At 69.4% G+C, this 10,977-nt stretch carries 11 protein-coding genes; 7 read left to right on the forward strand and 4 right to left on the reverse strand.

The features are described 5' to 3' along the window. Window positions 1-130: 130 nt before the first annotated feature. Window positions 131-1,684 carry a protein phosphatase CheZ gene (locus AB1634_02855; GenBank protein ID MEW6218456.1) on the reverse strand — a complete coding sequence of 518 codons (1,554 nt, stop codon included), beginning with the start codon at window positions 1,682-1,684 and terminating at the stop codon, window positions 131-133. A gap of 52 nt (window positions 1,685-1,736) precedes the next feature. Then, on the reverse strand, window positions 1,737-2,117 hold the full coding sequence (locus tag AB1634_02860) for a PilZ domain-containing protein (protein ID MEW6218457.1): 381 nt from the start codon (window positions 2,115-2,117) through the stop codon (window positions 1,737-1,739). A gap of 177 nt (window positions 2,118-2,294) precedes the next feature. On the opposite strand from AB1634_02860, the gene AB1634_02865 reads away from it, so the two are divergent. From AB1634_02865 to AB1634_02895, 7 genes are all read left to right on the forward strand, one after another. Further along, the gene (locus AB1634_02865) at window positions 2,295-5,609 is read left to right on the forward strand and encodes a DUF748 domain-containing protein (GenBank protein ID MEW6218458.1); all 3,315 of its coding nucleotides are present in this window, start codon (window positions 2,295-2,297) and stop codon (window positions 5,607-5,609) included. A gap of 107 nt (window positions 5,610-5,716) precedes the next feature. Next, the gene (locus tag AB1634_02870) at window positions 5,717-6,544 is read left to right on the forward strand and encodes a 50S ribosomal protein L11 methyltransferase (GenBank protein MEW6218459.1); all 828 of its coding nucleotides are present in this window, start codon (window positions 5,717-5,719) and stop codon (window positions 6,542-6,544) included. After that, the gene (locus AB1634_02875; protein ID MEW6218460.1) at window positions 6,541-7,092 is read left to right on the forward strand and encodes a hypothetical protein; all 552 of its coding nucleotides are present in this window, start codon (window positions 6,541-6,543) and stop codon (window positions 7,090-7,092) included. Before AB1634_02870 ends, AB1634_02875 begins: the two co-directional genes overlap by 4 nt. Before the next feature lie 53 nt (window positions 7,093-7,145). Next, entirely contained in the window at window positions 7,146-7,538 is a 393-nt protein-coding gene (locus AB1634_02880; GenBank protein MEW6218461.1) for a type II toxin-antitoxin system VapC family toxin, read from the forward strand. A gap of 1 nt (window position 7,539) precedes the next feature. Further along, a complete protein-coding gene (locus AB1634_02885) occupies window positions 7,540-7,755 on the forward strand; it encodes a type II toxin-antitoxin system Phd/YefM family antitoxin (protein MEW6218462.1) in 216 nt (71 codons plus the stop codon). Window positions 7,756-7,912: 157 nt separating this feature from the next. Next, complete coding sequence (locus tag AB1634_02890; protein ID MEW6218463.1) at window positions 7,913-8,209, forward strand: nucleotidyltransferase family protein; 297 nt, start codon at window positions 7,913-7,915, stop codon at window positions 8,207-8,209. A 156-nt stretch (window positions 8,210-8,365) separates the two neighbouring features. Next, window positions 8,366-9,538 (forward strand): DegT/DnrJ/EryC1/StrS family aminotransferase, encoded by a 1,173-nt coding sequence (locus AB1634_02895; protein MEW6218464.1) that lies wholly within the window; start codon window positions 8,366-8,368, stop codon window positions 9,536-9,538. 7 nt (window positions 9,539-9,545) lie between these two features. Here the strand turns inward: AB1634_02895 and AB1634_02900 are convergent, their stop codons facing one another. Then, the gene (locus tag AB1634_02900) at window positions 9,546-9,995 is read right to left on the reverse strand and encodes an acyltransferase (GenBank protein MEW6218465.1); all 450 of its coding nucleotides are present in this window, start codon (window positions 9,993-9,995) and stop codon (window positions 9,546-9,548) included. Next, window positions 9,992-10,750 (reverse strand): GDSL-type esterase/lipase family protein, encoded by a 759-nt coding sequence (locus AB1634_02905; protein ID MEW6218466.1) that lies wholly within the window; start codon window positions 10,748-10,750, stop codon window positions 9,992-9,994. Before AB1634_02905 ends, AB1634_02900 begins: the two co-directional genes overlap by 4 nt. Between the last annotated feature and the right edge of the window lie 227 nt (window positions 10,751-10,977).

Consider the following 10,977-nt stretch of genomic DNA (forward strand, 5'->3'; position numbering starts at 1 on the left):
CCCGCGCCCAATCAAGGGCAAGCCTACTCAACCCAGCCAACAGCTCGGTCTTTCTGCGCTGGCGGCGGCCCGCCACCGGGCGAGCCGGCGGTGCCCCGGATCCTCCGCCCAGGACCGGCCTGCCCTCGGCTCAGAACCCCATCCCGGCCAGCATCCGGTTGACGGTGTCCTGGTCCAGGATCCCTTTCTCCCCCACGGCCTCGCCGGACAGACCGCCCATGAGGTCGTCCACGTCCTTCTGGGCCAGGGCCTTGCTCTCCTCCACGGTCAGGCCCCGGTTCTGCTCCCGGTTCTTGAGCTGGGAGCCGAAGGAGACGACGATGGCCAGGAGCTGGACCTCGAAATCGGTCAGCAGCTTGATGATCTTCATGATCTGCTGGCCGGACAGATCCTGAAAGCTCAAGGTCTCGAGGATGCGGGCCACATCCTCGCTGATGCCGGCCACCATGCCGAAGGCCGCCCCCACCTTGTCCAGGATCTCGTCCCGCGCCTCCCGCGTCATGGGCGCGTAGGCGAAGGTGGCGGGAGCCGACTCGCTGCCCACCGCCTCCCGGTCGATCATGCCGGCCAATCGCTTGAGGCTGCGCCCCAGAAGGTCATCCAGGTCCTGGAGGCGGCTGTCCGAGGCCTGGATGCCCTCCTCGGCTGCCGCCGCCATCTGGCCGGCGGCCGGCACCAGGGGCGGCATTTCGATAGGCAGGGTGCTGTCCAGGAAGATGGAGGCCCGGTTCTCCTTCATCTTGCCCACCAGCTTGCGGAAGGCCTCCGCCTGGCAGGCCTCGGCCAGCACATCCAGCAGGCTGTCCAGGGGGATGTTCAGAAAGTTGTCCCCGTCGGGAGCCATTCCTGCGGCCACGGCATTCATGCCGCCCTGGAAGGTCTCCGTCACGAAGATCTCCGCCGCCTTCTGGCGGGCGGTGCTGAGATGCTTCTTGACCCCCTCGTTGGTGCAGAACTCGTACAGGGTCTGGAAGATGACATCCAGCTGGAAATCCAGGCGGTCGGCGGCGGGCATGGGAGCCGCCGGCTCGCCGGGGGTGCGCAGGGAGGCGATGATGCCCCTGGCTTCCTGCGCCAGGCCCCGCAGCTCCGCCAGCTCCGTCCCCAGGGACGATGGCACCGGTGCGACGGCATAAAGCTCGCCCTCGGGCAGCTCCTGATCCCGGAAGGCGTGGTGGTCCTTGAGATGGGAGAGCAGATCCCGGGCCGCGATCGTCTCCCTTTGGATCTTCTCCACCGAGTCCATGATCTCCATGGTGGCCCGCTCGGTCATCTCGACGATGTCCTTGAGCTGGCTCTTGGCGGTCTCCAGCTTGTCACCGGCCTCGTCCAGCTGGGCCCGCTTCAGCCGCCGGTCCTCGGCAGGGATGGTCATGAGGGTGCTGGAGAGCTTGCGCGCCAGGCCGCCGATGTCCCGGTAGAGATCGGTGGAGATGTCCTTGTAATAGGACTCCTCGGCAAAGCCGGTCGGCTCGGGCTCGGGAGCCGGAGCAGGCGGCGGTGGCGGTGGGACCGGCGGCGGCGCGGCCGGGGGCTCAGCGGCCAGGATCCGCTCCACGACGCGGGTGGCGCTGGACTCCTGCTCGGCCACCACGGTGATGTGGTAGATCACATCGGTGGTCGCGATCCGGAAGGAGCCGGAGGTGATCTCCAGGAAGACCTCGGGCTTGTTCGCCGCAGGCATGTTCTGCACCCTCCCCCCTCGGGTTGTCTCCCCGCCCATACGCCTCGATGGCTTACAGCCGGATCCGGCCGGAAAAGCGCACCGCCACCTCGGCGTGACCATTCTGCTGCCCGCTGGCCGTCACCCGCAGGACCTGGCCGATAACCTTGAGAACGCCGATCTCGGACTGGCTTGGCCGCGGCTGCCAGTCGTCCTCCTGCTCGGCCCAGCCGGGAAACTCCATCCGGAGAATGAGCTGCATGCCTTGCCGGACATCCCGGGCGGTCAGGAAGCGCAGGCCCCCGCCGCCAAGATCGACGACCACCCCCTCTCCTGACCAGGACTCGGCCCCAAGGTCCCACAAGGGCGAAAAACGAACCTTGAGATCCTTGCGCACCCGGGTGTGCCGCCGTCGCTCCTCGGGTCCTCTTTCCGGCTCCTGGGAGATCTTCATGATGATCGCACCTGTAACCCACTGAGTTTGCAGTCAAAAGCTTTCAGAGTATTCTTGCTACCTTAACAAGATCCACCGCAGCTTGCCAAGGATGAAATGCGGCCCCGCCCCCCGGGCATGCTCAGCCGCCATCTTGGCGCCCGCGGCGGCACATCGAAACCTCTGGTCGGCCTCCCCATGTCCCCTACCCCGTCCCAGGATTCCCGCACCACCACGGCCCTCGGCGGCGGTCCACCGCCGGTCTCGCCCGGCCGCCGGCGGACCCCGAACCGCCGCATCCGCCGCCATCCCTGGCACCGGGGCCTTTCCGTAGCCGCCCTTTTCGTCCTCCTGGCCGGGCTCGGCCTTCTGGGCCTGGGCCTCGCCGTGCCCTGGCTCCTGACCCAGGCCGGGCCGCCCCGGCTCGCAGGGCTTCTCCGGCAGCCGGTGTCCCTGGACTACGCCGCCTTTGATCCTCTTGCCCTGCGCCTGCGGCTCACGGGCGGCCGGATCGGCGCCCCGGCGGCCGCCGGCCGCATGTCGGCCCTCGCTTTCCGGTCCCTGGTCCTGGAGCTGGACTGGCGCTCGGTGCTTGCCGGCCGGCCCCGTACCCGGCTTGAGCTGGACGACCTGCGCCTGGCCTGCCAGCAGCAGCCCTCCGGGACGATCCTGCCTGCCATCCGGCTGCCATCCGGCCAGGACCGCTTGCCTCTGCCCTGGCCGCTGCCGGCCCTGGGCGAGCTGGCGGTCCGCCACAGCCGGCTGACCGTGCTGCCCGCCCAGGGGCCGGAGGGCCTGGTGCTGGAGATTGAGGAGCTGGCCCTGGCCGGCCTCGGCTCCCGCCGGGCCCAGGGCCGGCTTGCGGCCAGCCTGGCCGGCCGGCCCCTGACCCTGACCACCCTGCCGGCCGAGCCGGCCGATCCCCAGCATCTCCTCTTCCGCGGTGGCATCACCGGCCTCGATCTGGGCCTCCTCTCCCCGCTGCTGCCGGCTGGCCGCCGGGAGTCCGGCTCCTGGACCGGCCAGGCCGACCTGGATCTGGTCTGCCGGCTGCCGCTGGCGCCCGGGCGCCTGGGCTCCCTGTCCCTGGCGGTGCGGGCCCGGCTGGGTCGCACCGCCATCAGCGACCGCCAGGGCCGGCCCTGGCTCACAGCGGCGGCTGGCCAGGCGATGGTGGATGACTGGCGGCCATTGGCCGCCGCCTGGCGTCTTGCCAGGCTGGACTGGCAGGAGCCGCAACTGCAGCTGCCGGCCGCCGCAGCCGGCGACCAGACCGCCCTGGATGCGGCCCACAAGGCCCTGCCGGCTGCCGTCCTGTGGGCCGGGACGGTGGCCGATGAGGTCCACCTGCAGGACGGCTCCCTGCTCGATCCCGGGGGCCAGGCCATCCTCTCTCATCTCCACCTGGGCCTCCGGGGTCTGCGCGCGGACCCGGCCGCCCCGGCCGAGGTGACGCTGGCGGCCGGCGCGGAGGCCGGCCTGGCCGTGACCCTGACCGGTGAGGTCCGCCGGCAGCCGTTCCGGCTGGCGGCCGACCTCGCCGCCTCCGGTCTGCCTCTGGCCATGCTGGTGCCGGGGCCGGATGACGCCGGCCCCCGTGTCACCGGGGCGGCCACTGCGACTGGCCACCTGACCATGACCGCTGGCAGCGATGGCCAACCCTTCTGGCAGCTGGCCGATCTGACGGCAGACCTCGCGGACCTGACCGCGACCAGGGCCGGCCAGGCCTGGCTGCACCTGCCGGCGGCCCGGATGGAGAACGGCCGCCTGGGCAGCGACGGGATCCTGGACCTCGGGGACTTGGCCGCCCAGGGCGGCGATCTCACCCTGGACTGGCGGCCGGCCGCCGGCAGCCTCGCCTCAGGGGAAGATCCATGGCCAGCCTGCATCCTGCCCGGCTGGCGTCTGCAGGGCCAGTCCCTGACGCTGTCGCCGGCCGCTATTCGGGTCCTGGTGAGCGATAGCGAGAGCCTCCCACCCTGGTTCCTTGAGGCGGCGACCCTGGAGCTGGGCCCCCTGTCCGCGTCCGGCGGGACCCCCATGACCCTGCGGGTGGCCGGCACACTGCAGGGCGGCCGCCTGCGCCTGGAAGGCGAGACCGACCCGTCCCTGGCCAGCGGCCGCTTCCGGCTCGAGGTGGCGGACCTGGATCTGGCGGCGCGGCCGGAGCTGTTCGCCGGCTGGTGGCGCCCGGGGATCAGCCAGGCCCGACTCGATGCCCAGGGCGAGCTGTCGGTTTCGCCCGCTGCAGCCGGCGGCCGGATCTGCGCCTTTGCCGGCCAGGCCCGTCTCGGTCCCACTGCCACGGCAGCGGCGGGCCCGGACGGTCCCCTCCTCGCCTGGCAGGAAGGCGTGGCCGAGGGGATCGTCGTCCACAGCCGACCGCCAGCCCTGGCTATCAGCCGTCTGGCCATCCGTGCCCCCCGGCTGCAATGGCCGGCCAGCACCACCGGCAGCGCGGCGACCGGGCTCTTTCCTCCGCCAGCCGCTGCCCCCCAGCTGCCGGTGACCGTCTCCCACCTGGAGGTGGAGGACGGCACCCTGACCGTGACCGACCAGCGCCTGGAGCCGGCCTTGAAGATGACCGTGGAGGGCCTTTCGGCCTCGGCCGACAACCTGACGCGCCAGCCTGGGGCGGTCACCGGCTTCTTCGCCCAGGGCCGGCTGGCCCCCGGGGCCGCACTCCGGTGCCAGGGCCAGATCACCCGGCCGGAGGGTGGACCGGAGCTGGCCGGCCGCCTGGAGGTAACGGACTGGGACCTCGCTGCCCTGGCACCCTGGGTGGAGCGGGAGCTGCCGCTGGCCGTTGCCGGCGCGCGGGCGGAGATGACAGTTTCGTTCGGCGCGCGCCCGGACGGCTTCTGGCGGGAGCTGTCCATCGCCGCCACCGGCCTGGAGCTTCACCCCAGCGATCACCGGGGCCACGCCCTGCCCCTGCCGCTGGCCCTGGCCCTTTGGACCGATGCCGAGGGCGTGACCCGGATACCAGTCGCGGTCCGGACCATTGCCGGCCAGGAGCCGCTGCCCCTGGTCCAGGCTGCCCTCAGGGCCGCCCGCAGCCAGGTGCTCAAGGCGGCCGTGTCGCCCTTCGCCCTCCTGCCGGCCGGCGGCCTGGACAGCGACGATCCATCGGCCCGCCAGCGGGTGGGCTTCGCCCCGGGCGCGGCCCTGCTCGATGACATCGCCCTGGCGCAGCTGACCTGGCTGGGCGAGATGCTGGCCGGCCGGCCGCGTCTTCTTCTCACCGTCCGTGGCCTGGCGGATCCGGAGCAGGACCGCGCCGCCCCTGCCGCCCAGGAGGGGCCAGCGCCCCGCCGGCGGCCGATCGGCGAGCCGGAGCTGATCCGCCTGGCCGAGGACCGGGCCGAGGCGGTACGCACCTTCCTGCTGGAGGTGTCCGGCCTGCCGCCGGAGCGGCTGCGACGGCTGCCCGCGCTGCTCGCCGCCACCGCCACCGGCGGGGTGTCCGGCTGCCGGGCCGAGCTGGTCCTGACCCTGACCGAAGGCCCCTGATCCGTTCCCCGGCCCTTGCTCGCCGGCCGCCCCCGGGGTATGCTGCCGGCCGCGCCTGGCCGTGCCGAGCCGAGCACCGTTTCCGGCGTCATCGAGAGCTCTTCGCCATGCTCCGTCCACCCTACGAGCGCTACCAGCGCCTGCACATCTCCTTTCTGGACCGGATCGGCCTGCCGGCGGTGGACGATCCGGACCTCATTGGCGTCTGGGAGGAGGACGGCCACACCGTGCTCTTCTTCCACCAGCCCAAGGAGGCACTGGTCGAGGCCCTGTGCCAAGCCAGCGGCGCGGCCGTGACCTACCGCGCCGACCTGGACTACCAGGACTGGGAGGCGGGCCGGCCCCTCACGCCATTCTCGGTGGCTGGCCTTGCCATAGCGCCGGTCTGGGCCGAGGGGCCGGCGGATATCCGGCTCGATCCGGGGGTTGCCTTCGGCAGCGGCAGCCACCCCACCACCCGGTGCTGCCTGACCCTGGTGCTGGAGCTGCTCGCCGATCCCGGCTGCGGGGTGCGACGCCTGGCCGATCTGGGCACCGGCACCGGCATCGTGGCCGTGGCCGCTGCCTTCCGCCACCCCGACCTCACGGTGGAGGCCTTCGACCACAACCCCCTGGCCTGCGCCGTGGCCCGGGCCAACGCCGCCCGAAACGGCGTCGCCGGCCGGGTCCGGGTCCGGCAGGTGGACCTGCGCCAGACCTGGCCTGTCCAAGAGGCCGACCTGATCGTGGCCAACCTCTACCGGGAGCTGCTCCTGGCCCTCATGGCCCGGCCAGCCTTCTGGCAGGCCCGCTGGCACATCCTGTCCGGATTCCGCAGTGAAATGGAGCCGGACCTGCTGGCCGCCCTGCCGGCCGGCGTCTGCTGCCGGCGCCGCCTCCGCGAGGACGGCTGGGTGCTGTGGCTGCTGGAGCAGCCCGCCCGGTGTCGCCGATGAGCCTTCCATCCCGCCTGGCCCGCCTGGACGAAGCCCCCCTGGCCGACAAGCTGCGCCAGGCGGAGGCATTGCTGCCCTGGGCCCGGGCGGAATGGGCCGCGGCCGGCAGCGGCCTGGCAGGCCTGGCCGAGCTGGCCGATCATCTGACAGCCCTCGCCCAGGTCATGACCGATCTCGGACTGCCCGGCCTGTGCGCCGCCTGCGGCTCCCGACCGGGAGGCGGCTGCTGCAGCGCCGAGATGGGCGAGGCCGCCGATGTCATCCTGCTCCTCCTCAACCGCCTCTTGGGGGCGGAGATACGCCTCGCGCCCGGCGCCGACGGCGGCTGCCCCTTCCTGGCTGCCGGCGGCTGCCGCCTCCTGGTCAAGCCGGTCTTCTGCCTGGGCTACAACTGCGGCGCCATCCATGCCCGGCTGGCGCCCACCGGCTGGGCGCGCCTGGACCAGGCCACCGGCCCGGTGCAGAGCTGCCAGTATCGTCTGGAGCAGGAGATCCTCGGCTGCCTCCGAAGCGCCGGCGCGTTTGTGAAGTTGGGGGGCAGCACATGAGTCCGATGGGGGTGCTCGTTTGACAAAACCGACCCAGCACGTACAATGCGGACATGAAGATCGTTGCTGATACCAATGTTTTCTTGGCGGTGGCGCTTAATGAGCCGGAAAGGAGTGCGATCATTGCCCGAACCGTTGGTCACGAACTGATCGCTCCGGCAATCCTGCCCTTCGAAATTGGCAACGCCCTGTCTGCTCTGGTGAAGCGAAAGAGAATGTCCCGAGATGAAGCCTTGGCAGCCTGGGCTGTCTGTCGGTCTATTCCTGTTGATTTGAAGCCTGTCGATATCGAAGACGCTTTGCTCGCCGCCGCAAACCACGGCATATATGCCTATGATGCATACTTTCTCGAATGCGCAGCAGGATTTCGCTGCCCATTGTTGACTCTTGATCGTCACTTGCGAACGGTAGGCGTCAAGATCGGCATCAAGATCCTGGAGGTCTAGAATGAAGGTCTACACATACTCCGAGGCCAGACAGCAGTTGTCGCGTCTCCTGGATATTGCCCGCGAAGAAGAGGTGGTCATCAAGCGCAAGGGCGGAGAGATCTTCTCTCTTTTCTTGAAGAAGACTCCCGTGTCACCTTTTGATGTTCCCGGGGTCAAAACTTCGGTCACGACCCGTGATCTGGTGGACGCGGTCAGGGCGTCGAGATCGCGTTAGTTGTTCGGTATCAGACGGAGAGCGGCCGGACCAATCGAGCGGACGCGGCGGCACCTGGGCGCCGGGGGTGCCGTTCGCTCGGGAGCCTGGGCCGGGCCCGTTTGACAACTGAGACCAAGCGCGTACTAATGATGGCCACGTTACGCGAGGGGTGAGCATGGACCAAGACCATCCGGACATTCTGGCCCGGCTGCGCCAGGAGATGCCCTATCTGACGCAGCGTTATCACCTTGCCACCATGGATCTCTTCGGCTCCACGGTTCGAGGTGAAGAGCACCCAGGCAGCGACCTCGATCTATTGGTCACGTTCCGAACCCCCCCTTCCTTGTTCCAGTTCGTGGAGATGGAGAACTATTTGACCGATCGCCTGGGGGTGAAGGTGGACCTGGTTCTGGCCAGCGCCCTGAAGCCGGGCATCGGCCAGCGGATCAGGGCCGAGGCCAGACGGATATGACCAGGGCCACAGCTGACCGCGACTGGGATGATGCCCTCCGGAACAAGGGCACTGGACAACCTGTCCACCAGCCACCGCCGGAGAGGCGCTTGTCTTGTCGAGCCGGCGTGTCCCGCCCCTTTGTTATCCCTCCTCCAGAGGAACTACCCTGAGCCTATGCAATTCATCGATCTTGCCGCCCAGCAGCGCCGCCTGCGCCAGACCATCGAGGCCAATCTCCGGGCCGTGCTCGACCACGGCCAGTACATCATGGGCCCTGAGGTGGCGGCCCTGGAGCGGCGCCTAGCCGAGTTCGTGGGCGTGCGCCACGCCATCGGCTGCGCCTCCGGCACCGACGCCCTGCTCATGGCCCTCATGGCCCTGGGGATCGGTCCCGGCGACGCGGTCTTCACCACCCCTTTCACCTTCTTCGCCACCGCGGAGGTCATCCGCCTCCTGGGGGCCGTGCCGGTCTTTGTGGACATCGACCCGGCGACCCAGAATCTCTCCGCCGGCGCCCTGGAAGAGGCGGTGCTGGCCCTGGAGACGGCGGATGCCCGCCGCCATCCCTTGCCGCGCCAGGCACTGAGCCTGGAGCCCCGGGCAGTGCTGACCGTGGATCTTTTCGGGGTGCTGGCGGACTACGATGGCGTGGGGAGGGTGGCCAAGCAGCACGGCCTGGCGGTGGTCCAGGATGCGGCCCAGTCCTTCGGTGCCGAGCTGCGGGGGGAGCGGAGCTGCCGGCAGGGGCTGGTGGGCTGCACCTCGTTCTTCCCGGCCAAGCCCCTGGGCGCCTACGGCGATGCCGGCATGTGCTTCACCGACGACGAGGCCCTGGCGGCCGACCTGGATTCCATCCGCCAGCACGGCAAGGGCAGCCACCGCTACGAGCACATCCGCCTGGGCCTGAACGGCCGTCTCGATACCCTGCAGGCCGCGGTGCTCCTGGCCAAGATCGAGATCTTTCCGGAGGAGCTGGAGCTCAGGCAGGCGGCGGCGGACCGCTATCAGGAGCTGCTGGCACCGGCCGGCGACGCCTTTGTCCTGCCGGCCGTGCCGGCGGATCGCCGCTCGGCCTGGGCCCAGTACTCGCTCCTTGCCGCCAGCGAGGAGGCGAGATCCGCGGCCCTGGCCGCCCTTACGGCCGCGACCATCCCCTACGCCATCCACTACCCCCTGCCCGTGCACCGGCAGGCGGCCCTGGCCAACCTCGGCTACCGGCCGGGCGATTTCCCGGTGGCCGAGGACCACGCCCGCCGGATCTTCAGCCTGCCCATGCACCCGTATCTGCGCAAAGAGGACCAGGAGCAGGTGGCGGCGGCGCTGTTGGGGCTGGCGGCAAGGGAATAGGACGAGCTCAGATCTCCTCCTCGTGCCGTCGCCACGTCTGGGTCGTCTCATCGAAGCGCTTGATGATACGCATGCGCTGGCCCACCACCACCGATCCGGGAGGCACGTCTTTGCTCACCACCGTGCCAGCCCCGATGATGCTGTTCTCGCCGATGGTTACCCCGGGCAGCACCACGCAGTTCATGCCGATGAAGACCCGGGGGCCGATCACCGTGGTCCGCGCCCCGGAATCCCCGGGACGGAGTCGTGCAGCCGTCCTGTCGTGAGAAAGCAGCTTGCAGCCATCGGTGATACTAACACCGTCGCCGATCTTGAGATGGCCGCGACGGACATCCAGAGAAGCCCCCAAGCTGATGAACACCCCCTTCCCGACCTCCACCCCCATGAGTCGGTAGTAGGCTACCACTATCCTCCTCAGGAGCTTACCCAGGTCGTTCCTCGCCTTGCGCAAGTTCATGGCGTCTTGGCCTCCGGTCCAGCCAGCACCGCCTTGACCAGGGGTGCGACCCCTTTGGCCCAGCGCCGATAGCCCTCGTCATTAAGGTGCACTCCGCCTTCGGTAAGTGCCGGATCGATGCCGCCTTGGCCGACGTTCAAGAACGTTGAGTGCAAATCTAAAAACTGCAGCCCACGCTCTTGGCACAGTGCGGCCAGCCCCTCGTTCAGCCGCCGGATCCGTTGGTTGGCCCAGCTGCGGCGGGACGCCACCGGCAGGATGCTCTGGACCACCACGCTTGCCGTCCCCTTTTCCCCAGCGCGGGCCAGCAAGGCCTCGACCAAACGACGGACGTTGGCCAGGATCTCCGAGTCGGCCCGGTATTTGAGGTCGTTGTAGCCAATCATCAGGAAGCAGACGTCGTTCGACGATCCGTTGGGCAGGGTATCCAGTCGCTGCAAAACGCCCCGCGTGGTATCGCCGCTGATCCCCCGGTTGACAAGACCGGGCTGCCGGAGGAGGCGCTCCAGGGGAAAGTTCTGGGTCAGGCTGTCGCCGAGGAACACCACCAGTGGTTGATCGGCCGAAAAAGACTCGGCGCGGTGCGCAGCCACCCGCCGCTGATACTTGCCGGCGGCAAACAGCCGCTCCTCGAGAGGTAACACCCGCGTCGCGCCGTAAGTAGCGAGATCCCGGAGGTTCGGCCATTGCACCACTGCAAGCCCGGCAGCCAGGACCAGGGACAGCCACACGACCGGACGAGTAACTATTCCCATCTTCAAGCCTTATTGGGGGATCGCCCTCCAGATCAAAGGAAGCGGAACTGGTCAGGCACGTTCAGGAAAGAATATAGCGGAGCGCTGCCTGAAACCGCGGACTTCTGGCCTTCCCGAAATAGGAAGCCAGAAGGGCCTTGTCCTCGGGAGCCAGGGCTGCGTACTTGAGGTAAACCACGAAAGCTGCGGCAAACAGGACTGCAGTGAGCGCCAGGCAGCTCAGGGGG

The organism is Thermodesulfobacteriota bacterium, assembly GCA_040755095.1.
GTDB lineage: Bacteria > Desulfobacterota > Desulfobulbia > Desulfobulbales > JBFMBH01 > JBFMBH01.

Bases quoted from the DNA above. Each gene is read 5' to 3' on its own strand.
- AB1634_02895 (MEW6218464.1), top strand. From the start codon at position 8,366: ATGCAATTCATCGATCTTGCCGCCCAGCAGCGCCGCCTGCGCCAGACC.
- AB1634_02880 (MEW6218461.1), top strand. From the start codon at position 7,146: ATGAAGATCGTTGCTGATACCAATGTTTTCTTGGCGGTGGCGCTTAAT.
- AB1634_02875 (MEW6218460.1), top strand. From the start codon at position 6,541: ATGAGCCTTCCATCCCGCCTGGCCCGCCTGGACGAAGCCCCCCTGGCC.
- AB1634_02885 (MEW6218462.1), top strand. From the start codon at position 7,540: ATGAAGGTCTACACATACTCCGAGGCCAGACAGCAGTTGTCGCGTCTC.
- AB1634_02905 (MEW6218466.1), bottom strand. From the start codon at position 10,750: ATGGGAATAGTTACTCGTCCGGTCGTGTGGCTGTCCCTGGTCCTGGCT.
- AB1634_02855 (MEW6218456.1), bottom strand. From the start codon at position 1,684: ATGCCTGCGGCGAACAAGCCCGAGGTCTTCCTGGAGATCACCTCCGGC.
- AB1634_02860 (MEW6218457.1), bottom strand. From the start codon at position 2,117: ATGAAGATCTCCCAGGAGCCGGAAAGAGGACCCGAGGAGCGACGGCGG.
- AB1634_02870 (MEW6218459.1), top strand. From the start codon at position 5,717: ATGCTCCGTCCACCCTACGAGCGCTACCAGCGCCTGCACATCTCCTTT.
- AB1634_02865 (MEW6218458.1), top strand. From the start codon at position 2,295: ATGTCCCCTACCCCGTCCCAGGATTCCCGCACCACCACGGCCCTCGGC.
- AB1634_02890 (MEW6218463.1), top strand. From the start codon at position 7,913: ATGGACCAAGACCATCCGGACATTCTGGCCCGGCTGCGCCAGGAGATG.
- AB1634_02900 (MEW6218465.1), bottom strand. From the start codon at position 9,995: ATGAACTTGCGCAAGGCGAGGAACGACCTGGGTAAGCTCCTGAGGAGG.